The 23,596-nt window shown below is 39.0% G+C and carries 20 protein-coding genes and 1 tRNA gene; 11 read left to right on the top strand and 10 right to left on the bottom strand.

Annotated elements, in window-relative coordinates; translation table 11 throughout:
- Positions 1 to 262: 262 nt before the first annotated feature.
- The 5 genes from ATK78_RS07935 (at position 263) to ATK78_RS07955 (ending at position 3,710) form a co-directional block, all read left to right on the top strand.
- Entirely contained in the window at positions 263 to 850 is a 588-nt protein-coding gene (locus ATK78_RS07935; RefSeq protein ID WP_133575556.1) for a hypothetical protein, read from the top strand.
- Between the two features lie 7 nt (positions 851 to 857).
- On the top strand, positions 858 to 1,655 hold the full coding sequence (locus ATK78_RS07940) for a hypothetical protein (protein WP_133575557.1): 798 nt from the start codon (positions 858 to 860) through the stop codon (positions 1,653 to 1,655).
- Between the two features lie 55 nt (positions 1,656 to 1,710).
- Positions 1,711 to 2,286 (top strand): Crp/Fnr family transcriptional regulator, encoded by a 576-nt coding sequence (locus tag ATK78_RS07945; protein WP_133575558.1) that lies wholly within the window; start codon positions 1,711 to 1,713, stop codon positions 2,284 to 2,286.
- A gap of 308 nt (positions 2,287 to 2,594) precedes the next feature.
- Positions 2,595 to 3,275 carry a type 1 glutamine amidotransferase domain-containing protein gene (locus ATK78_RS07950; RefSeq protein ID WP_133575559.1) on the top strand — a complete coding sequence of 227 codons (681 nt, stop codon included), beginning with the start codon at positions 2,595 to 2,597 and terminating at the stop codon, positions 3,273 to 3,275.
- Between the two features lie 111 nt (positions 3,276 to 3,386).
- On the top strand, positions 3,387 to 3,710 hold the full coding sequence (locus ATK78_RS07955) for a putative quinol monooxygenase (RefSeq protein WP_133575560.1): 324 nt from the start codon (positions 3,387 to 3,389) through the stop codon (positions 3,708 to 3,710).
- A 31-nt stretch (positions 3,711 to 3,741) separates the two neighbouring features.
- On the opposite strand, the gene arr is transcribed toward ATK78_RS07955, so the two are convergent.
- The 5 genes from arr to ATK78_RS07980 all read right to left on the bottom strand — a co-directional run bounded on the left by arr (position 3,742) and on the right by ATK78_RS07980 (position 9,722).
- A complete protein-coding gene (gene arr, locus ATK78_RS07960) occupies positions 3,742 to 4,176 on the bottom strand; it encodes an NAD(+)--rifampin ADP-ribosyltransferase (RefSeq protein ID WP_133575561.1) in 435 nt (144 codons plus the stop codon).
- A 144-nt stretch (positions 4,177 to 4,320) separates the two neighbouring features.
- The gene (locus tag ATK78_RS07965) at positions 4,321 to 4,986 is read right to left on the bottom strand and encodes a DUF4279 domain-containing protein (RefSeq protein WP_133575562.1); all 666 of its coding nucleotides are present in this window, start codon (positions 4,984 to 4,986) and stop codon (positions 4,321 to 4,323) included.
- A 268-nt stretch (positions 4,987 to 5,254) separates the two neighbouring features.
- Positions 5,255 to 6,346, bottom strand: a complete 1,092-nt coding sequence (locus tag ATK78_RS07970; protein WP_133575563.1) for a DUF5977 domain-containing protein — start codon at positions 6,344 to 6,346, stop codon at positions 5,255 to 5,257.
- Positions 6,347 to 6,408: 62 nt separating this feature from the next.
- Complete coding sequence (locus ATK78_RS07975) at positions 6,409 to 8,931, bottom strand: outer membrane beta-barrel protein (protein WP_166664849.1); 2,523 nt, start codon at positions 8,929 to 8,931, stop codon at positions 6,409 to 6,411.
- A gap of 350 nt (positions 8,932 to 9,281) precedes the next feature.
- Positions 9,282 to 9,722, bottom strand: coding sequence for a DUF4274 domain-containing protein (locus tag ATK78_RS07980; RefSeq protein ID WP_133575565.1), 441 nt, complete (start codon positions 9,720 to 9,722; stop codon positions 9,282 to 9,284).
- Positions 9,723 to 9,949: 227 nt separating this feature from the next.
- Here ATK78_RS07980 and ATK78_RS07985 point away from each other — a divergent pair, with 227 nt between their 5' ends.
- The 3 genes from ATK78_RS07985 (at position 9,950) to ATK78_RS07995 (ending at position 12,652) form a co-directional block, all read left to right on the top strand.
- Entirely contained in the window at positions 9,950 to 11,395 is a 1,446-nt protein-coding gene (locus ATK78_RS07985) for an ankyrin repeat domain-containing protein (protein WP_133575566.1), read from the top strand.
- 250 nt (positions 11,396 to 11,645) lie between these two features.
- Entirely contained in the window at positions 11,646 to 12,032 is a 387-nt protein-coding gene (locus ATK78_RS07990; RefSeq protein ID WP_133575567.1) for a VOC family protein, read from the top strand.
- A 65-nt stretch (positions 12,033 to 12,097) separates the two neighbouring features.
- Complete coding sequence (locus ATK78_RS07995; protein ID WP_133575568.1) at positions 12,098 to 12,652, top strand: dihydrofolate reductase family protein; 555 nt, start codon at positions 12,098 to 12,100, stop codon at positions 12,650 to 12,652.
- A gap of 624 nt (positions 12,653 to 13,276) precedes the next feature.
- Here the strand turns inward: ATK78_RS07995 and ATK78_RS08005 are convergent.
- Together ATK78_RS08005 and ATK78_RS08010 are read right to left on the bottom strand one after the other, a co-directional pair.
- Positions 13,277 to 13,600, bottom strand: a complete 324-nt coding sequence (locus ATK78_RS08005) for a nuclear transport factor 2 family protein (RefSeq protein WP_133575570.1) — start codon at positions 13,598 to 13,600, stop codon at positions 13,277 to 13,279.
- 18 nt (positions 13,601 to 13,618) lie between these two features.
- Positions 13,619 to 14,413 carry an SDR family oxidoreductase gene (locus ATK78_RS08010; protein WP_208112329.1) on the bottom strand — a complete coding sequence of 265 codons (795 nt, stop codon included), beginning with the start codon at positions 14,411 to 14,413 and terminating at the stop codon, positions 13,619 to 13,621.
- Positions 14,414 to 14,539: 126 nt separating this feature from the next.
- Here ATK78_RS08010 and ATK78_RS08015 point away from each other — a divergent pair, with 126 nt between their 5' ends.
- Entirely contained in the window at positions 14,540 to 14,962 is a 423-nt protein-coding gene (locus tag ATK78_RS08015; RefSeq protein ID WP_133575571.1) for a winged helix-turn-helix transcriptional regulator, read from the top strand.
- Positions 14,963 to 15,249: 287 nt separating this feature from the next.
- Here the strand turns inward: ATK78_RS08015 and ATK78_RS08020 are convergent.
- Together ATK78_RS08020 and metG are read right to left on the bottom strand one after the other, a co-directional pair.
- Positions 15,250 to 15,321: transfer RNA gene (locus tag ATK78_RS08020), tRNA-Arg, on the bottom strand.
- A 6-nt stretch (positions 15,322 to 15,327) separates the two neighbouring features.
- Positions 15,328 to 17,436, bottom strand: a complete 2,109-nt coding sequence (gene metG / locus ATK78_RS08025; protein ID WP_133575572.1) for a methionine--tRNA ligase — start codon at positions 17,434 to 17,436, stop codon at positions 15,328 to 15,330.
- Between the two features lie 40 nt (positions 17,437 to 17,476).
- Here metG and ATK78_RS08030 point away from each other — a divergent pair, with 40 nt between their 5' ends.
- Both ATK78_RS08030 and ATK78_RS08035 read left to right on the top strand, forming a co-directional pair.
- Complete coding sequence (locus ATK78_RS08030) at positions 17,477 to 18,379, top strand: S66 peptidase family protein (RefSeq protein ID WP_133575573.1); 903 nt, start codon at positions 17,477 to 17,479, stop codon at positions 18,377 to 18,379.
- Positions 18,380 to 18,497: 118 nt separating this feature from the next.
- Complete coding sequence (locus tag ATK78_RS08035) at positions 18,498 to 21,737, top strand: S41 family peptidase (RefSeq protein ID WP_133575574.1); 3,240 nt, start codon at positions 18,498 to 18,500, stop codon at positions 21,735 to 21,737.
- 403 nt (positions 21,738 to 22,140) lie between these two features.
- Here ATK78_RS08035 and ATK78_RS08040 read toward each other — a convergent pair whose 3' ends face one another.
- Positions 22,141 to 23,583, bottom strand: coding sequence for a RagB/SusD family nutrient uptake outer membrane protein (locus ATK78_RS08040; RefSeq protein ID WP_133575575.1), 1,443 nt, complete (start codon positions 23,581 to 23,583; stop codon positions 22,141 to 22,143).
- Between the last annotated feature and the right edge of the window lie 13 nt (positions 23,584 to 23,596).

Raw genomic sequence — 23,596 nt, forward strand, 5'->3', positions numbered from 1 at the left:
ATGCTTATGATTGTTTACAAAAAGACACCGCAGAGCACAATATGTTGCACGTATTCGTTAAAAAAATGCCAAGGAGGAAAAACCCTGCTTATAAAGTACATCAAAGCAATTCAGATGTAAATATCGTTCCTTCTTTTTATTAATTCTGAGCTTGCTGCCCATATAGACAGGAGCATTTGAGGCTATTACAAATTTTAGAAAAACTTTTCCCCTTTTAACTGTTTAATATTAGAATAATTACCTCACCCATTTACCCCATATCATGCGATTATATTCTATTGTTGTATTAATTGCCGGATTTAGTATGCAAAGTATGGCACAGCCAGCAAAATTGGCAGCGCCTGTTCCGCTTAATCTAAAGGGCTTTATTCCAAAAGACTATGAAGTGCTTGATCTGACTAAAGGTGACTTGAACCGGGATCTCTATCCCGACGCTATAATGATACTTTATAAAAAGGGTGAAGAGAAAACATCCGATGTGATTAGTCATCCCGAAAAACGGCCTTTGCTTGTACTTACCGGAAAACCTGACCATACTTATAAGCTTGCTTCCCGAAGCGACAATGCCGTTTATTGTGTTGATTGTGGCGGACAGATGGGCGATCCTTTTACCGGGGTAACCATCAAGAACGGGTATTTTTCGGTAGAGCACTACGGCGGCAGCGGTTGGCGCTGGACCCGTATCATAACTTTTAAATATTCGCCTGCAGAAAAGACCTGGTTTTTATATAAAGACGGAGGGGAACGTTTTCATGCTATCACGCACGAAGAGGTAAAGACCAAAGTTATGACAGTCAAGGATTTCGGCAAGATATCATTTGAAAAGTTCAACATTTACAAAGATAAATAGTAAACAAATGAAGAAGGCTAATATAAACCCGATTTGTACCCTGATATTCATATGTAGTATCACGTTACTATTGAATAAGACTGCACAGGCACAGCCTGCCGGCACCACTAATTTTTTAAATAATATTAAGGCTTATAACCTGGCCGCATTGTGGCGCGCTGATCAACTTAGGCTAATTAGCCTTAAGCAAAATGAACCATTCCCTGAACCTTATGGTATACTGGGAAAAAACCATCAGCGGTTTTACATTCACTATACAAAGGTCACAAAAGATCCGGCTAATCCTTACCTTTATACCGTACAAGGTAAAACCAGGGTAGGTAATCAGGTGCGTTCATTTACCGGAACCATCACTGTAATGCATGCCGGCATTTACAAGGACGGGAGTGAATATGCACCTGAAACCTACAAGGGCTATAAGAGAGGGCTGTTGGTTTGCCATGTGGTGATCAGTGAAGCTGGACAGGCCCCAGGGGGTGGTATTATAAATGGAGAACTGACAACAGGTTTTTGCATCAATGTCCAAAATCAGCTTTTATATGATACGCTCGACTTTGGAATAGATGGTTATGAGAACAACCAATTTACCGGCAATTGGACTGCGCGTGGGAGCAAGGCTGCACAAAGGCTTCAATATGGGGATTTTGGGCTTACAGGTTCTGAATTTAGTGATGTTTCGGGTATCACTGTTCCATCCCAATATGAAAAATACGGCTGGCAAAGCTTTGTAAATGCTATTCCAAATGATTTTCGCCCTGCCAGCAAGGCCGCCATAGCTGAAGAGAAACGCCAATGGTGGAAATGAGCGCGCTATTTGAAATGATAGTCATAATGTATTACAATGAATTGGTTCACTATTGATGGATAGACTACGAAAACACATTGAAGAAATTACCCCTGTTAGTGATGAAGAATTTGAACACGTTAAAACATTCTTCACGCTAAAAAGGATCAAAAAACATCAATATTTAATCCAGGAGGGAGAGCAGGTTAATTTTGAATATCTGATTCTGTCTGGCATTTTCAGAATGTTTTACCTTGACCATGAGGGGAAAGAATATATTGTACAATTTGCAGGAGAAAACTGGTGGATGGCTGACTATCAGGCTTATTTTAATGAGAAAAAGGCAAGTCTGCACATTACCTGTATGGAGGATGCAGAGATCTTGTGCCTGACCCTTTACGGCAGGGAAAAGCTATCTTCTGATCTTCATAAAATGGAGCATTTTTTCAGGGTAAAGCTTACCAAAGGTTATACTGCCCAGCAACGAAGGATTATTTCCTTGCTCTCCAGCTCTCCTCAACAGCGATATGAAGAATTTGGTCAGCTTTACCCGCATATGATGCAGAAGATCCCTAAAAAATATATTGCTGAGTATCTTGGTGTAAGCCGGGAAACCCTGAGCAGGCTCTATTCCAATAATAAAGGTAAATAGGATTTTATCTATAAAAAAGGGAACTCTTATTCAAGACTGCATTAATTCCGATGAAGAATCGGAAAGAATAGCCTATTATCTACATCATACAAATCTCTTTTAAATGTGAATGTCTCTCCGGGGTGTATTCATGATATTATTTACTAGGATCATTTACGCTGTGCAAATCTTTTGCTGGTGTGATTTGGATCACACTTTTTCTGTGACCTGCTTCCTTGTCTACAGGCTGCTTAATTATGGAAATTTGTAATGTAAATCGAACTACAAAACGAGATACCTTATTAATGAACCATTTTAAATTTAAAGTCATGAAAAAGAGAATTTTAATTATCGCATCAAGTGCAAATGTTATTGGCCCGAACAAGCGTGCTACAGGCAGCTTTCTTACTGAAATAGCTCATCCTTACGAAACATTCAAAAAGCAAGGCTATGATATCGATATTGCCAGTGTTAATGGCGGTGAGGCACCGCTTGATGGCATGTTTGAGAAAGACGAAGAATTGAATACCGCTTTCCTTTCTGGTGACGGTCTGGAGAAAATGAGAAATACTTTTCCTGTTACCGAAGCAGCCATTTCTGATTATGATGCCATTTTTGTTCCGGGTGGATTGGCTCCGATGGTTGATATGGCAACCAATGAATCCGTTCAGATGGCTATAGCTTCATCTTATGAAAGGGGTGCAGTAGTGGGTGCGGTTTGTCATGGTCCTGTGTCTTTATTGAATGTAAAGCTGAGTAATGGCTCTTATCTGATCAGCGGTAAGAACATAACAGCCTTTAGCAACGAGGAAGAAGAAAACTACGCTAAAGATGATGTTCCTTTTATGCTTGAAAGTGCTTTAAGAGAAAGAGGTGCTAATTACCAGTCAGTAGCGGCATGGCAAGCCCATAGTATTTCTGATGGCAGATTGGTTACTGGTCAAAATCCTGCTTCTGCCAAAAGTGTTGCCGAAAAAATGATCGCTATTTTAGAATCTTCTAAAGGATAATGTTCGCATCACATTGTTCTCTGCATTATGTATGGAACAATGTGATAATTATTCAGCGACCTGTATATGTTAATCATCAACCTTGTAAATTCACAATAAAAATTAAAAAAGATGAGTCAAAAACCTATTTATGCATTTGCCAAATGGCGGGTTAAAGAAGGACAGTTGGATACCGTGCTTAACCTGCTTACCGAAGTTGTTAAGAAAAGTACCGGAGAAGAAGGAAATCTATTTTACAAAGTCCATCAGAGCAATTCAGATGCGAACACCCTGATCCTATTTGAAGGATATAATGATGAAGAGGCTTTAGAAGAGCACCGGAATTCGGAGCATTTTCAAAAGATCGTTGTTGGAGAAATTGTTCCGCTTTTGCAAGACCGGGAAGTTATTTTAACCACCCGGCTGGATTTCGGTGAACAAGACGCTATAAATTAATGCCGTTGGGTATTTCTATTTGTGCCAGCCTTTATTCTTCTATTATCATAGCTCCCTGCTGTTTCAGCTTTTCCAATCCATCTTTCATTGCTTTGATTTGTTCTGGTGAATGTCCTTCCCATACCGTAACTTCACCTATAACCTTGAATGAATGCTGAGAGCGATAGGACATGGTGGGGTTACCCGGGAATTTTTTGTCAGTTACATTAGGATCGTCTTCAAGCACACCAGTCGCTTCTACCAGGTATATTCTTTCCTGACCGTTTCCAGAAGCAAGTTCAGCTCCCCAAATGGCAGCATTGAGGGTTGCAGTGAGATAAATGTGTTTTAATTTTCTATCGACAAAATTTGAGTCAAACCCAGTTTCTATAAGATCCCCGATTTTTAATTCAGCCTTGGTTCCATGAAAGAAGGTTTGGGTAAAAGCATTCTGAACAGATGCTTTGGTTTCTTTTACTTTGTCCATCGCGTTACTTTTTTGGTTTAAACAAATATAGAAATTCTATGTGTTCATTTATTTTAAGAAAATGCAATATCATGCTTTCATGTTCAGTAAATATGCATGTATCTAGTATTTATTAAAAATGAACATATGCATACGACAGAACGTCTAAAGAACATCATCAAGAAACGATTTTCCCTCAAGATACAGATCGAAGTCAATTCCCAATCCAAGATCACTCATTCGTTTTATCGTTTCTCTATTTATGGAAGGGCCACCAATCATACCATTTGCATTATGAATATTCATTGCGACTTGAATATATCCATTTGCTTCTTCTACAAACCATTTAATGCCTTCTTTATCTTGCTCAAGATAGTCAAGTAGTTTTTTTAGTTTGCAGCTGAAATCATCGGGCTCTGGGTTGGGCAAATAAGTCACATAACTATATTTATATTCTGCCTTTTTGGTGATCCCTTTAAGATCTCCCTTATTTCGGCCATCAGTAGCGATTAGATTACACATGCTTTTCAGTTCTGCCAGGGATAGCGTTTCGGAAGAAGCACGAAAGTATACTCTGTTATATGGCTCGGTATTAATATTGAAAATTTCTTTGTTATGAGTATCGATATAAACTTTAAAAAAGAATACCTCTCCATCAACAGGCAGATAAGCAATTACAATCCCATTCTCTTTTTCCCGATCTATTCTTTCAATCTTAAGCTTTCCATCCAAATAAACAGGACTGTGAATTTTAAGGTACTGCTCAGTTACCCCAAGTGTTTTTTCTTTTAGTTCCTTATCTATTAAATCCGTTATTTCTTTATCTGACATTAGGTATTGAAGGTAATCATTAATTTAACATCCATAAATGATTTTGCATTCGGCTAATTATCGGAACAGGTATTGACCAAAATAGCCTTTAATATAACTTCCCATTCTCCGGAGAAACTCTTTTGTAAGCCAAAAAAAATTGCAATATGCACTCAATGGGCTAGAACAAGGATTTCATTTGTAAAACTAAAAAAGAAATAGGCTGCATCAATTTCTGATACAGCCTATTTGATTTGCTCAAATCTTAATTATTATTTGAAGAAAGTTACTATGGATTTTGAACCATAGTATAGCTTACGATCTCTCCATTTACATTAACCTGAAAAACACGTATAAAATTACCGTCCGTAGGACCTGTATAAAGTTCAGTATACCAACCTGCAGCAACTTTGGTAGTTCCATATTGGCTAGCATAAGCATAAATACCAGATGCTGAATAGGAATCTAAACTTATTCCAGTAAGATCAACAGGTTCTTTTAACCATACTCTACTTAAAGTTTGATTTGTTGCATCGTATGGATCAGTCCTGAACATCGTTCTAATACCTATACGATTTTCATTACATGTCCCTAAGTTATTTGCATTACTCTGACCTTGTGTATTTAGGGCATTCAAAGCTTTAGAATCAGCGTCTGCCTGGCTAACAGTAGAAGAATAGGCACTAGCTGAAATACTATAACTGTAAGACCCAGCAGCTGGAGTATAGTTAGCAGGACAATCATTTTTACTAAAGGAAGCAGAAATTGCTGAATTATAATAAACAGTTAAACAATTCCCATTTGCGTTTGCATATGCCTGGCCACCGCTATTTAAAGCATTCGTGGCCAATGCGTCAGCGGCTGCCTGAGTACTAGCGGTATATGTATTTGCAGGTATAGTATAAGTTACAGCAGTACCCACCGTGCCAGCGCCACAATTATTTTTAGTAAACACCGCAGATTTTGCAACATTGTAAAAAGTGGTTACGGCAGGGTTAATTGTAATTGTTATCGTTTGATCCTGGTTGGTGACAGAACCGCCGCCGCCATGAAAAACATCCATTCTAACATTAAATGTAACAGTTACAGGAGAGGAAGAAGTGGTGGTAATATTGGTGGAAAATTTCGTTGCCGCCTGTGGATAGGCGTATCCAGCGATACTAAATGTAGCAATCGTTACATTTTGATTTGCAGGATTTGTAACCGTAGGGGGATTAGGATAATAAAACATACCGGCAACCCACGCACTGGAGGATTCTCCTGCGGCAGTTATTGTGAAAGCGGCACCTGATACCGCACTGCTTGGAGCAGAAAGTGTAATTTGACTAAAACATGGCAGGGCGCTAATTAAGCAAACCAATAGAGGGAGAAATTTTTTCATATAGTTATTTTAAGTTTACTAAAGATAAAAATTAAATGAATTATTTAACTAAATAAAACGAACTATTTCAGGTTGTTAAATTTAATACTTGCTCCAATTAGAAAGTAGCGATTCAGATTCGAAAACCGTACACTTTGCGTATAAAACGATGTATTCAAGTTATTTATGGGAGCATAAGTGTTAAAAATATCATAAACTTTTATCCATGCGTGCCCATAATCTTTCAGAAAGCTCCTTTTTAGTTCCATATTCGAAGCGAATGAAAAGTTATTAGTGAGGTTGTAATTATAATTAATTAATGGAGCCACAGTTAGCTGTAAGTTAAACAACTTTAATAGAATTCTATCTAAATAGGTGATATTATATTGATTATTCGAATTTTTCTGGTAATAGTATTTTGAGGCAGAAACGGCAATAGCAGGCGATATTGACAAAACGTCTCGAATTATAACTCTATTGGTAGATAACATTTGGTTCGTATTAATGCTTCTATTCATTTCTTTATTATCATTAAAAAAACCCGGCATTTCTACATAAGACAAGCCAATTCTATAATTGAAATTTTTACTACCTTTTGAAGTACTGGACATAGAAAAAGCTACCTCAGCATTATTACTATTCCCCATATTATCAAAAAATACGCTTTGCGTTATGCCGGGTGATGAACTGATGTTTAATCCAAACTTTGATGAAAATCTCTCTAAATTGCCTGTCAATTCCAAGGTTAAAGAGTCTGTTCTCTTTAAATCGTAGGTAAATTCCAATTTATTTTTAACCTCTGGCTTTAGCTCGGCGTTTCCCAGTTGCTGAGAAATAATATCAAATGAGTTATTAATGCTAGTTAGTTGATTAACATTGGGGTAATTGGTTGTTCTGCTATATTGTCCAAATAACTTTCTTTGCTTGATTAATTTATAATCTACACTTATTACAGCATCAATGTTAAAGAAAGTCTCCTTTTCAATCTGGGATTGTCTAATATTAGTAATCCCTATGAATGTTGCATCCAGAGCTAAGTTATTCAGATTTTTGTAGATCTTAACACCCTGTTTTAAATAGTTATATGAATAGTGCTCAAAAATATCTGAATTGCTCAACCCGTCTTTTATTAACCTTTCTTCAAGATTCAGTTTCTCTTTTCTATAGGTCAATAGAAATTTGATAAAACCATCATTTCCAATAGGTTCAGTAAATTCACTATTTAAATCTGTTGTTCTTTCAACCAGGTTCCTAATACCCTCAAATATGTATTTACTTGCTGCGAGATCAAATTGTTCTACCACCAAATTATTCTCATTTACGTTATGAGTTCTATTGCTTAGTGAAGCAACAATATTTGCAATACGCCCCTTCTTTGAGAATTTCTTTTGGTATTCGATTTTTTTTACTGACAATAACACATCTGAGTTCCTGAGTTTGTTTACCCCAGAATTATTAGTCGAATTATTAACTGTTAAAAGATAACTTAAGGAGTCTAGTTGTCGGTTGTCATTATATTCAGTGACTTGGCTTAATTTTAGTCTATTCAGCGAGTCAATGGCATAATTAAAATATAAATTTGCAGCTTCCAAACTGGCTTTTTTTAAATTAGACGAGGTAAAAGTATTAGATAATTGCCCCAATATCTCATCTCTTCTTTCCGAAATCGATTCGAATTTTGTACTATTAATTTTTCCTTTTAAGAAAGCATTAAATTCTATCTTATTCTTATAGAATAGATTTCGATACATCATTGATGAGCTACTATTCTGCGTATTATTTCCATTTGAAGAGAAGCTAATGTTTGGTTCCTGACCTGAACCATCCTGAAGATTGACGTTGTTAGAATTTGCAAATAATGATAATTGCTGACTTTTATTATACATATATAGATCGGCTCCAGCCGTATACCTGCTTAAACTCCCCGCTCCAAGATTTGCTGTACCGAATTTGCCACCTTTGTATTTATCTTTTAACTTCAAATTAACCTTGATAGTTGGACGTAATAAGGTTACGTTAGTTAAGCTATCAATGTCTGTCTCTATAATATCAACATCATTAAGAACTAGAGCAGGTAGATTTTTGTAAATCTCCATATTGTTTTTCCCAAAAAAGTCAGCACCATTTACCAATACATCAGAAACCAATTTCCCATTATAGTATAACTTTCCATTATTATCTTTATAGAAGCCCAATTTACCGGAAAACAGATCATCAATCATTATTGATCTTTCAAATACCTGGTCATGGAGCTTAATATTAATTGTATCCCTATACCTTTTAGGCTGGCTAATAACAACTTCTTTCAAATTAACTATATCAGGCTTCATTTTAAAGAGGCCAATAAAAATAGTTTGGTCAGATAAGGTTCCTTTATTCTTATTCGTATATAAAAGATTTTTGTAATCCGTTGCCTGAAAATCTACATGGGTACTTCCGTTAAGTAATAAAACAGGGATTTTAAAGTGGCCAAGGCTATCCCCGGAGAAATAACCGATTATTTTTTTCTCATCATAAACTTTTATAGAAACATTTTTAATTGGCCTATTAGTGGTACTATCTATTATTTTTCCTGCGGCAAAATTATGCTGAGAATATCCTTGCATGCTATAGCAGATTAATAGAAAGCAGATTAATATTATTCGCATGGGTTATTTTAAAATAAATACATGCATTATAAAAATTTTATAAACATTTGATGACATATGGAAAAGACATATTTTTAAGACAACTTTCATTATGATGGAAATTATGTGCTTTATCAACCATAACCACGAAGATAAGTATCAAAACTTATGGACACATAAATTTAACTGAAAATTTATGTGCATTTTGACCCTAATAATACTATTGATAACCCTGCAATAAAACATGCTTGATTATCATTAATTTAAGTTTAAAGGTCTTCTAATTCGATATTAGCATGCAAATAATTATGGCTTATTAGTTATATGAGTTAGTCGTCAATGATATCATAACTATCATATACGTCCTGAACTTTTTTCACAAGATCTGGCGGCATCCCCTCTTCAAATCCGGCCGGCATCTCTATTTCCTCTCCAACTAGCGTTCTGAATAAAAATGGTGGTATTTCTCTTACCGTTAACTTATCCAGATATTCGTTTGCCCATATGGTACCATGGTCGTCTTTGGTTGGATCAAAGGCGAATTCCTGATCTTTAAAAAAGCCTGATAAAATTTTAGATTCCAATGTTTCGGTAAAGTCAAAGCCCATGGCGGAATCCCCTTTTTCGATCAACTCCTGTTTATTATGGTATTGCTTCCACCACCGAGGACCCTGCATCCAATATACCATAACTGCTGTTGCCAAGTCTGTTTTCGGCCGTTCTACCAGCCACTCTAAAAACTGGTGACTGCCATTCCATTGCATGGCCATCTGATGTAATATTTAATTAGATGCGGTTTCTGCATAGGTTAACACCATCTTTTCCTGGATGCGTTCAAACGCCTCATCTGTAATCTGTGGTTTCATAGGTAGTTGTTTTTGGGCAGCTTATCAAAATCAAATGTAATAATTATCTGATCCTTCTTCATCTGTCATGATCAGACATCAATCAAACAATAGGCCTGTATTTATGTTGAACAAGTAAGATCTTACTGCCGATGAACAATGATTTTAATCCTATTAAAGATGCGTATCAGCGCAATATATTTGCCTCAGGTGCCGATGTCATTGACGTTGCTGGCTTATACAAGTCCCTGCCAGAGATAAATATCACCAACGAAAGTGATGAAAACCTTTATCATTTAGCCACCCAATTTACAGATACCTGGGCTATTGAGTTTTTAAAGAACGCAGGACTTAAGCCTGCTGCAGATAAATATGGCAATACGCCGTTGCACACACTCACTACGACTAAATTTGACCTGGGAAGCCCTGACCTGGAAACTAATGCTGTTAAAATTTACGACACGGCCATGTTACTGCTGGATCTGGGCATTAATCCAAAAAAGAAAAATGATTCTGGCAAACTGGCTTATTTTGAAGCCGGGCTATTATATATGTATCCTTTTATTAAAGCTATGGGCGATGCCGGTGTAAAGATGGACGCTACGCAGGATGAAGGCAAAAACTTGCTGCATACCATTTGTGATAAATTGGTTCACCATAAATCAATTACAGGAGCTGTAGAAGCGGCTACTCTTACGGTGCGGATCCTTATAGAAAAAAGTAGCATAGATCTGGAAGATAAAGATATTTTTAACACTACTCCCTTAACCTATGCCCAGCGCAGTGGGGTAAAAGAGATCGCAGCATTGCTGTCTGGCGATGAAACAGATACTGCCACCGGCGGCATGACTATACATGAAGCCGTACTTAACCGCGATACTATAGCAGTTGAGGCCCTGATTAAAAACGGAACCGATTTAGATGATTTTTCCGATCAGTACCACCGCACGCCTTTGATGCTTTCCTGTGAATATCCTTCAGCACCTATGGTCACGTTACTTTTAGATGGTGGCGCCAATGTAAATTTTCGCTCTGGTAATGACGATACTGCTGTTCACTACTTAATTGGTAAAGCCATTAGCAATTTTGGTCGTGGTATGAGCCAGGATATTAAAGATGTAGTATTGATGCTGCGTACTTTAATTAAGCATGGCCTGGAGCTTGATTCCGCGGTGAATAATGAAAGCGACACTGCTTTAAATGCGGTTTGCAGGGCCGGTTACCTGGCTGATTTAAATGCTTTACTGGCTGAAGAACTGATTGAGGCTGGCTGTGACATTAATAAGCCCAATGCATCGGGAAAGACACCCCTGATGTCGTTTGCTGAACGCGGAAATGAAGTAAAATACAGCATTATTGAATTGTTATTAGATAACGATGCCGATACGACTTATACAGATAAAAATGGGAATACGGCATTGATGTATACGGCTGGAAACCCTGATAAAATGTCGGGCAAAAAAATGATATCGTTAATTTTATCCCAGAATACTTCTACCATTGACAAGGTGAATAATACAGGTCAAACGGCTTTGGATATTGCTGTAAAAAATGACAATGAAGCCGCCGTAAAGCAGTTGATTGAGGCTATGTCTTAAACTTAACCCGCTTTATAAACCCATTCCGCGTTTCTTTAGTCGTTACGAAAAGCGATTTACTAACATCGTTTGTATATTCTGTCGCCGGAGAATATTATTTAATGGCTAAGTCATTTACAAATTTCCATCGTAGGAATACGACCAGATCTTAAAGTCACAAATTGCCCATTTAAATGTCTCATATACACCGCAGGTGTTTTGCTATAACACCATACCTTAGTAAAAGAGTTGTTAACTATAAAAATAAGATATGAACCCAAAGATGATGTGGTCAAATTTAACAGTAAGTGATCTTGACAGAACAACGAAATTTTATACTGAACTGGGATTTAAGTCTAATGGACGATCTGAGGACCTGACCAGCTTTTTTTTCGGTGAGCATAGTTTTGTGATGCACTTTTTTCTGGAAGAGAAGCTGAAGGCTAATGTGGAGATTGACATATCGGATGCACACCTTGCAAATGAAGTAATATTTACCCTTTCGGCAGAAAGCAAAGATGAAGTGGATGCCTGGGAGGAAGCGATCCTAAATGTGGGCGGAAAGATGATATCAAAGCCTAAAGCATTTGGAAAAGGGTATTATGGCTGTGTATTTGCTGACCCGGACGGCCATAAGTTTAACGTATTCTATATGTAAACGCGAATTACAGCAGTTATTAGGATATGAAAAAACAAGTGCTTTATTAAAAACCTATATGATTTATGAGAAAGCTTATTTATGGTATTAACATTAGTTTGGACGGTTGCTGCGATCATACTAAATTCAGTGGTGGAGATGACATCCAGGACTACTTCCGGAAACTGCTGGAAGAGGCTGATCTGATCATTTATGGGCGTAAAACCTATGAATTGATGGTGCCCTTCTGGCCCGAGGCTGCGAAGACACAACATATGAATGAGGCCGCAAATTCCTTTGCCAAAGTCTTTACTAATTTGAAACGGATTGTTGTTTCGCGCAGCATAGATCATTTAGACGACGATCAAACCACTCTTATCCACGACAACCTGAGAGAAGAAATCCTCAAGTTAAAGCAAAAACCCGGCAAATCGATCTCCACGGGCGGTGTAGAACTACCTGCCCAATTGATCGAATGGGGATTGATAGATGAGTTTCATATGGTCGTTCATCCGACAATTGTTGGACAGGGACGCCGGTTGTTTAGCGAAATGTCTTTGCAAGAAAACCTGGGTTTAAAACTGGTGGCTTCAGAAACGCTGAGTTCGGGGTGTATGGCGCTACGGTATGAGAGGATATAACTATTATTTTTGCGTTCAAAGGCTTTCATGATCGGAATTGATCGGCATCAAGTGTTAAATAGTCTGAAAACAGCGAATGTCTTTGCCTTTGCTAAAACAACGATCGCAATGTCACGGATAATAAACAAGCAGTCTGCCGCTACAGCCTCTAACATTAACCCAATCTCGTATATTACACCAACAAATTTAACCAGGCAAGGCGTTTCAAAATCTATGTTATACGAAATTGTGAGCTCTTCATATTTACGCAAAATGGCTGGCTCAAAATTGGGATTATCAGCTACCACTAATCTTAATACATCTTTGAAATCCTCTAGGTCGGTTCTTTTTTTATGAAGGTTTGTTAAGGCGAAACCTCCTTTTTCTTGATTGACGGCCAAAGGGCATCAAACCGCTCTAGCCGTATAATGAGATTAACACTTCCTTGCTTAATTTAAGCTAGCAAACTTCTACTAATTCATTTTTAACATGCATAATCAAATTAAAGATATCTCAACTTTATACGCTGGCATGATGGGAAGGAATGAGGAAATTAAAAAAATGGCTCCCGGTGTGATATAAGATTTACATCACGCCAGAAGCATATTAATAAACACTGTGAGTGCTGTCAATAGAGCTGAAGCCTTACCCGGTCACTTTTAAAGAATCAATGAGATCGTTCTTTAATCCCAAATGAAACTGAAGTATTATTGGACTTCCCGGAAACGTACCGGACACCCTTGCAGTCAGTACCCCATTTGATTCAGACTCCTCGTACTTGAGTGGTTCCATTGAAGACTGATAAGCCTCATTTGCATGTTCGATCCACTGGCGAATTTCGTCCTTGCCAGTATGTACTTTGCCTTCGTCATGTACGATGGCGGATTCAGTAAAGCATTCTGTGTAAGCTTTGCTGTCATAATTGTTCTGCGTCTCTACGAAGCGCTCTACTACTTTAGGTAATTCCATGATGATATAATTAAGTTTTTAAATAGTCGGTACCGTTCCGCCGTCAATGACGAAATTTGTTCCTGTTAAGTAATTGGCTCTTGGAGATACTAAAAAGCCAACCAATTCGGCTACTTCTTCCGGTTCGGCGGGCCTTCCGTAAGGTATTCCACCCAATGCATCCATGACACTTTGCTGAGCCTCTTCTACAGTACTATTTGCATTTCTTGCAATCTCGCCCAACCAGGCTATCGATGCTGTTGTATTTATCCATCCTGGCGAAACAGTTAGCACGCGAACACCTTTTGGCGTAACTTCATTTGATAAACTTTTACTGTAATTGATTAATCCTGCTTTTGAAGCTGCGTACGGCAAAGTAGAATCGTGTAGTGGCAATTTACCCTGGATGGAAGCGATGTGGATAATAACTCCACTTTTCCGAGCGATCATTTGCGGTAAAAATCCCCTGTCAAGCCTAACAGGAGCAAGTAAATTAGCTTGGAAGGTTGATACCCAATCCTCATCATTCAACGCTGAAAAACCACCAGCAGGTGTTGATGAAGCACCCAGGTTGTTCACCAGGATATCCAGCCTGCCATATGCCGACAGCACTTCGCTGATTACTTTTTGTGCATCTTCTGCCTTGCTCAGATCAGCCGGAATAAAATTCACCTCCGGATCGGCCTGATCGGGCTTGTTCCTTGCTGTGATGATGACGGTTGCACCAGCCATCTTCAAACGTTCGGCTATTGCTTTTCCGGCACCTTTTGTACCACCTGTTACCAAAGCTATTTTACCAGATAATTCGTTACTATAATTGATTTCCTGTGTCATAATTATTTTTGTTTCCGAACAAATTTCGATAGTACACCGGTATCAAACAATTACGGAGTTACGAATCAAATACGGATAAATTTATCCGTATTGCTCAGCTGCCGATTGTCTTGTATATTTGTACTTATGTATGAAAAGAAGACTATCCCCTCCCTTAACTGTGGTCTTGACCTGGTAGGAGAAGTGCTCTATGGCAAATGGAAGATTCGCATCCTATGGTTCATCCATGAAGGCCACCTACGGCCTAGTGAACTTCAACGAAAAATCCCGGACGTAACGAGGCGTGTGCTAAATGTGCAGATGAAGGAACTTGAAGATCATGAACTGGTCACTAAGAAAATTTTTCCCGTATTGCCCCCGAAAGTTGAATACAGTCTTACCGACTTCGGTAAAACACTTATCCCATTGATCAGTGCTATCGGCCTGTGGGGTGACGAAAATCAGGATCGGCTGAGAAGGGTGATTTTAAAGCATACCCAGGCATCATCAAACGAGACGGAGAACCCATATGACGAAGCTCTGCCAGTTCCACAGGAGCTTTCACATTAACCCGGTTTCTGCAGCGATAAAACTTCTCTGTTCCATATTTTACAAATATAAAAGGCTATATAAGCCCTTCATCCCCAAAGGAGAAGTAACCACCTTTGGTTAAGATGATATGATCCAGAATCAATAAGTCCAGAGTTCACTTTTTCCTGAAAAAATCGACTTTGACAGAGCCAAACATCGAACACCTCAGACAAATTCAACATCGCATGTGATATCGCTGATTAACAAGGAGTTAATAGCCTTAAAAACAGATACAGCGCATGATTTTCAAGCGCTGTATCGTCAAGTGGTCCCGACGAGAATCGAACTCATATCTAAAGTTTAGGAAACTTCTATTCTATCCGTTGAACTACGGGACCAAAATCTTACCTGACTACACTTCCATTTTTATGGTTTTGTACAGGAGCCACAAAAGTAAGTTTTCCATCTGAATTTTCAGACATTAAAATCATTCCTTGTGATAAAATTCCTTTTATCTCTCTTGGTGCCAGATTTACAACCAGGCTTACCTGCTGTCCGATGATCTCTTCTGGCTGATAATATTCTGCGATTCCTGACACTACGGTACGCTGGTCGATTCCTGTATCCAGCGTTAATTTTAACAATTTCTTCGTTTTCTCTACCTTTTCTGCGGCGACGATTGTTGCCACGCGGATATCTATTGCACTAAATTGCTCAAACTGGATATTATCTTTCGCTGGCTCAGTTACTGCCGCTGCCGACTGGTTGTCTACCTTGCTTTGGTTTAACTTGTCAATTTGTGCCTGTACCATTTCATCTTCAATCTTTTCGAATAACAATACTGGCTCATTAAGCTGATGTCCGCGGTGTAACAGATCCATCTTACCTGCATCTTCCCACATGTGACCTCCATAGTTCAGCATTTTCATCAGCTTATCTGCCGTGAACGGCAAAAACGGTTCGATCAATATTTCTATATTCGCGGCTATTTGCAAGCTGATATTTAGAATGGTGCGCACGCGGTCTTCATCTGTTTTAATCACTTTCCAGGGCTCTGTATCTGCCAGGTATTTATTACCAAGGCGGGCTACATTCATTACCTCTGATAACGCTTCTCTAAAACGATAGTTCTCTATTGATGCACTGATCTTTGCCGGGAAAGCTGCAAGATCATCGATCACCTGCTGATCTTCCGGTGTTACGGTCATCAGCATCGGTACTTTACCGCCAAAATATTTATGTGTTAAAACCACCACCCGATTGATGAAGTTACCCAATATGGCAACCAGCTCGTTGTTATTTCTAGCCTGAAAATCTTTCCAGGTAAAGTCATTGTCTTTTGTTTCCGGAGCGGTTGCGGTTAGTACATAGCGTAATACATCCTGTTTGTCTTTAAACTCGAGAAGGTACTCATTTAACCAAACTGCCCAGTTCTTAGACGTAGAGATCTTTTGGCCTTCCAGGTTTAAAAATTCGTTAGCCGGTACGTTATCTGCCAATATATAATCGCCGTGTGCCATTAACATGGCCGGGAAGATCACACAATGGAAAACGATGTTGTCCTTACCGATAAAATGAACCAGTTTAGTGCTATCATCTTTCCAGTATTGTTCCCAATTTCCTTTTTCTACCTCGTTCTGATTGATGTAATACTCTTCTGCTTTGGGATTCCAAACATCCAGACGGGCATAATCAAAAAGCTCTTTTGTTGCGGAGATGTATCCGATTGGTGCATCAAACCAAACGTACAATACTTTTCCTTTCGCATCTTTAACCGGAACTTTAACCCCCCAGTCCAGATCCCGGGTCATGGCACGCGGCTGTAAGCCTGCATTTAACCAGCTTTGGCACTGGCCATAAACATTTGGACGCCATTCCTTATGTCCTTCGATATATTCACGTAAACGGCCTTCGTATTTATCTAATGGCAGGAACCAGTTCTTTGTCTCTTTTCTTACTGGTTTTTCGCCAGAAAGGGTAGATTTTGGATTGATCAGGTCTGTTGCATTTAACGTACTTCCGCAGTTTTCACACTGATCGCCATAGGCATTTTCATTGCCGCATTTGGGACATGTTCCGGTGATGTACCGGTCTGCCAAAAATGTCTGTGCCTTTTCATCGTAATATTGCTCCGTTACTTCTTCTGTAAATACTCCTTTTTTATATAGGTTTTCAAAGAAATCTGAAGCCGTATGGTGGTGCATTGAAGATGATGTACGATGATAGATATCAAAGGATACACCGAATTCTTTAAAAGAATCTCCTATTATTTTATGGTATTTATCTACAATAACCTGTGGCGTTACGCCCTCTTTTTTTGCCTTCAGTGTAATTGGCACACCATTTTCATCTGATCCGCAAATGAATTTTACATCCCTTTTATTTGAGCGTAAGTATCGTACATACGTATCGGCAGGCAAATAAACACCAGCCAAATGGCCAATATGAACCGGACCATTGGTATATGGTAATGCTGCCGTTACGGTATATCTTTTTATTTTACTGTTATCCAAAACTATTTTTATTATTTTGGCAAAGATAAGTGTTTTAAAAATGATTAAACAGCCAGCATATTTAAAAAAAGGTGACAAGATTGCAATAGTTTGTCCGGCCAAGAAATTACCCCGATCTATTGATGCCGCCATCACCATTTTTGAACAATGGGGACTATCTGTTGTTGTTGGTAAAACCGTTCATGCTGCCCACTACCAGTTTGCCGGTGATGATGCGTTACGGGCCTCAGATCTTCAGGGTTTTCTTGATGATCCTGAAATTAAAGCGATTGTTGCCGGAAGAGGTGGTTATGGTACCATCCGGATCATTGACGACCTTGATTTTACTGCGTTTGAACTAAACCCTAAATGGGTAGTTGGCTTTAGCGACATCACCGTTTTACTTTCCCATATTTTTGCTGACCTAAATACACAGAGCATCCATGCTCAAATGCCCTATACCTTTGAAGATGCGACGCCAGAATCCCTGGAATCTTTACGGAAGTCTCTGTTTGGTGAAGCACTAAGTTACCAGTGTAGCGGACTCAATAAGCTTCCAAACCAACCCGGAACTGCTGAAGGCATTTTAATTGGCGGAAACCTTACGCTGCTGGTGATGCTGCAGGGCTCTGTTTCTGAAATGGACTACACGGATAAGATCTTATTTTTGGAGGATGTTGGCGAACACGAGTATTCCATTGACCGCATGATGCGGATGCTTAAGCGCAGTGGTAAATTAAGTAACCTTAAAGGCTTAATTATCGGTGCTTTTAATGAAGTAAAGATTGAAGATATTCCATTTGGATCCAGTCCGGAACAAGTGATTTGGGACCTGGTCAAAGAATACGATTACCCCGTTTGTTTTAATTTCCCGGTAGGCCACATTGACGATAACCGCGCAATGGTTCTTGGTCAAAAAATACGGCTCACCGTCGATGTACAAAGTGCAGGAATAGCTAATTAAATTGTTACCTGATTTGTGATCTTATTGATCATTTTCGAGGTATTTTTAACGTTTGAAATGGACTTTTCCATCCTCAAATGATTAACTTGATTAACTATTTTCATTCAAAACAAAAAACATGAAGAAAACTTTTACTTTGATGTTCTGTTTTATTTTGGCGTCACAAGTCTATGCTCAAATAAAACCGCAATGGATCCGGTATCCTTCAATCTCGCCAGACGGAACAAGCATCGCCTTTACCTATAAAGGTGATCTTTATCGGGTACCAAGCACCGGTGGTACTGCCCAGCAGCTTACCTTTCATGAAGCACATGATTTTATGCCTGCCTGGAGCAAGGACAGCAAACAGATCGCTTTCGCTTCTGATCGCTATGGCAACTTCGATATCTTTACGATGAATGCCGCTGGTGGTTCTGCGAAACGTTTAACTTTTCACTCTGTAGACGAATTTCCTTTTAGCTTTACAGCAGACAACAAATCTGTGCTTTTTGGCGGTGTTCGTCAGGATGCAGCCATCCACCGTCAATTCCCTACGGCTTCACAGCCTGAGCTATATAGCGTTCCGACGCAGGGCGGAAGAATTGAACAGGTATTTACTATTCCTGCAGAATATGTTCAATCCAGTAAGGATGGCTCTAAAATGATCTATCACGATAAAAAGGGTGGAGAAAATGAATGGCGTAAACACCATAAATCTTCTGTAACCAGAGCAGTCTGGCTGTACGATAAAAAAACGAACAAGCATCAGCAAATCAGTTCCTTTTATGGTGAGAACCGAAATCCTGTTTTTGCCGATGGCGAACAGAGCATCTTCTATTTAAGTGAGGAAGGCGGCAATTTTAACATTTTTAAAATGCCGCTTAAGCCGAATGCTAAAGGTGAGCAGGTTACTAATTTTAAAACATTCCCGGTTCGTTTCTTAAGCACTGCCGATAATGGCCTGCTGAGCTTTGGTTATGACGGTGAATTATATACGTTAAAACCAGGACAAGCCCCTAAAAAGCTTGATGTGATAATCAATACCCAGGATAAGAGTAACAACGATGGCGTTGTTGCCATTAATGGTGGCGTACGTGAGATGTCTGTTTCTCCTGATGGAAAAGAAGTTGCCTTTATTGCCCGCGGTGAAGTTTTTATAACTTCTGTGGATGGTAAAATGACCAAACGGGTTACTAATACTCCGGAACAGGAACGTTTTGTAGAATTTGCACCTGATGGTAAATCAATCATTTACTCCAGCGAAAGGAATGGTAAATGGCGCATTTACCAGGTTAAAAAAACACGTAAGGAGGAACCCTATTTCTTTGCTTCTACACTATTAGAAGAAAAAGCATTGGTTAGCAATGATAACGACAACTATATGCCTTCTATGTCTCCGGATGGTAAACGGATTGCTTTCATTGAAAACAGAAGATCGCTTCGCGTTATGGAACTGGATTCGAAAAAATCGGTAACGCTTCTTAGTCCGGACCAACTGTTTTATATGCAGGATGGTGACCAGTATTTTACCTGGAGCCCGGATAGTAAATGGTTACTGGCTACTTACCGTCCAACGATGTCTAACGGAGAAGTTGTATTGCTGGATGCCCAGGGTAAATTACCAATGAGAAACCTGACCAAAAGCGGTTATGGTGACGGCAATGCCAAATGGGTAAACCAGGGTAAGCAAATGATTTGGTTTAGCAACAGGGATGGTATGAAAGCCCATGCAAACAGCGGCTCGTCTCAGCGTGATGTATACAGTATGTTTTTTACAAAAGATGGCTGGGATCGTTTTAACCTGAGTAAAGATGATTTTAGCTTACTTAAGGATGTGGAAACCATTGAAAAGAAAGCTGCTGATGATGCTGCTAAAAAAGCTGCGGCTGATAGTAAAGATAAAAAAACAGTTAAACCTGACTCTACTGTAATCTTTGAATTTGATGGCATTGAAACCAGAAAAGCCCGTTTAACCATTCATTCTTCTAATTTGGGTGATGCTGTACTTTCTAAAGATGGTGAGAAACTATATTATCTGGCCAGCTTTGAAAAAGGCGCCAACCTTTGGAGTACCAACCTGCGTACCAAAGAGACTAAGATGGAGATTGCCTTAGATGGTCAGGGTGGTAGTTTAGAATGGGATAAAGCTCAGAAAAACCTTTATCTGCTTAGTGGCGGCCGCATTTCTAAAATAAACATGGACAACAACAAGCGGGATCAAATCACTATTGAAGGCGAAGTAATGGTCAATACCGAAGCCGAGCGTGAGTATATGTTTGACCATGTATGGCTGCGCAACAAAGGAATGTTTTATATTGCTAATATGCATGGCGCGGATTGGGATGCCTTAAAACCTGCATACCGCAAATACCTCCCTCATATTGGCAATAGCTATGAATTTGCTGAAATGCTTTCTGAATTACTTGGCGAGCTGAATGTTTCACACTCAGGAGCGCGATTTAGCAGAAGTTCACCAGAGGGCGATGCTACCGCTTCCTTAGGTATTTTGGCCAGCTACAATCACAAAGGTGACGGGATTCTTATTGATGAAGTTATTGCCGGCGGTCCTTTTGACAAAGCCAAGTTCAAAGTTGCCAAAGGAATGATCATTGAGAAAATTGACGGTCTTGTTATTGAGGCAAATCAGGATGTTGCCAAATATCTGAATAGAAAAGCCGATCAGTTTACGCTTGTGGAGATCTTAAATCCTAAGACAAATGAAAGACAACAACTGACCATTAAACCGATTACTATAGGTATGGAGAACCAATTGCTTTACAGACGCTGGGTTAAAATTAACCAGGCTGAGGTGGACAGTATAAGTCATGGTCAACTTGGTTATGTTCACATTCCGGGTATGAGCGACGGTCCTTACCGCAGCATTTATGAAGAAATGATGGGTAAATATGCCGACACAAAAGCTGTTATTGTGGATACCCGATTTAATGGTGGTGGTGACCTGGTTTCGGATCTTGCCATGTTCTTTACCGGACAAAAGTTTTTGGATTATGCAAATGACCAGCGGTCTGTTGGATACGAACCTACGTTTAGATGGACAAAGCCTACACTGGCTATGTTTAACGAAGCAAACTACAGCGATGGGCACTGTTTCTCTTGCGGTTATAAAGACCTTGGGATTGGTAAGACTGTAGGGATGCCTGTTCCTGGTACTTGTAGTTTTGCCGGTTGGGAAAGTCTGCCTGATGGAACAAGATGGGGTTCTATTCCGATCAGTGCTAAAAATAAAGCCGGTGAATGGTTAGAGAACAATGAAACTAAGCCTGATATCCAGGTTAAGAATATGCCTGGAGTAATTGATAAAGGTAAAGACCAGCAACTGGAAGCTGCGATTCAGGAGTTGCTGAAAGAAGTAAAATAAGCATAAAGGTATTAGCTGAAAGGCCGTCAGATATTTGTTATCTGGTGGCCTTTCTATTTAATGGTCAATCTATTCAGGACTAGTCAACAGTCAACGCCAACTTCATCATTAAGCCATTAAATCCACGTATAGTAACTTAACAATCTCTATTGGTTTTATTAATTAAATAGGTTGACATACAAGCACTGGTATGAGTAAACTATTTTAAACAAATTAGATTTAAGGAATATTATTAACTCAGTAATTACGAACTGCTATTTACATTAAAAACGATAAGAGAAGTTACTTTATGCAGGATATTTTAATGAATAAAAAGACAATACTTTCAAGAGATCTTATATGCAGAAAGGGCTGAACATTTTAAATGTCCAGCCCTTTCTAATGAATTAACCTTAACAATTAACTAGTTAGCGTAACCAGGATTTTGTTGTGGTTTTAAAACTGGGTTAGCATTTAACTCTACTATTGGTAAAGGTAAAACCAATTTATTGTCTCCAGGCTGGAAGTTCACAATTGCCCAGTGACCAACTCCTGTTGCTCTTGTAATCGGAGTTTTAGTTCTTAGCAAATCAAAGAATTTATGGCCTTCACCGTATAATTCTTTACCTCTTTCAACCAAAATTTCATTAATCAAGGCCTGACCTGTATTTAGTGAAGGAACTGTAGTTATTCCTGCTCTCGCCTGAATAGCAAGCAAAGCTGCTTTAGCTGCAGGTTCATTGGCAACACCTTGTCTGGCTTCTGCTTCTGCTTCGATCAGATACATTTCAGATGAACGGATTAGCACCTGGTTATTTGCCGGAGTACTATTGAAATCAAATTTATTGATCAAGTAACCCTCAGTACCTCTTCTGCTATATTCGCCATCTACCAAAAACTGCTGTTTACGGATATCATCTTCACTAAAGGAAGCCAAAAATGCATCATTAACCCTGAAACTTGAATAACCGATATCATATGGATCATAGAAAGAGTGAACACCAAGGAAGCCTTGATTGTCGTCCGATCTTACACTGAGGCCGAAGATCCATTCAGATGTTGGATTATTAAATCCTGTTAATAAATCTTCACCACTACTTAAAGGAAATCCTACTCTTGCTAATTTTGCATATTTACTTGCTTCAGGATAGTTGCCCATAGTTAAGTAAACCCTGGCTAAAAGACCCCGGATAGAATTTTTAGTCATACGGTATATATTGGTATTACTAGCCGGGAGATTTATCTCCGCAAACAATAAATCTTCTAGTATTAAGTCATAAACTGACTGAACTGTTCCCCGATCCGGAGTTGCATCGGTATATGCAAGAGGCATTCTAACAACCGGAACACCCATTGCTTGCGGATCAAGAGTATACGGTTTACAATACCACCTTACTAACCAAAAATAAGCATCTGCTCTGATTGCTCTTGTTTCGGCTATATATCGTGTTTTTAGCGCATCTGTAAGCGGAGCTGCCGGAATGTTTAGCTGAAACTCATTTGCATTACGAATTATAGCATAAGCCTGTGTCCAATAAGCAATGGATTCATTGGAACCTGTACCGCTAGGAGCCTCAATAAATTGATATCCTGTTATAAAACGGCCATAATTTCCTGCGCCACTTACTACCAGAACATCACCACCCTTAACATCATTGTTTAGGATCATATCATTGGTGTAGCTAGATAGTGTAGTTGCATCATACAAACCAGTTAATGCCGCAGCAATTTTTTCAGGTGAAGAAAATGCATCATTTTTATTTATTGAATCGTTTGGAGACACTTCCAAAAATTCTTTTTTACATCCACCAAGACCGGCCAGGAGGATTATCGCACTATATATTGCGACTTTATATGTCTTTTTCATATCTAATTACTAT

It is taken from the genome of Pedobacter metabolipauper (genome assembly GCF_004362715.1).
Classification (GTDB): Bacteria; Bacteroidota; Bacteroidia; order Sphingobacteriales; family Sphingobacteriaceae; genus Pedobacter; species Pedobacter metabolipauper.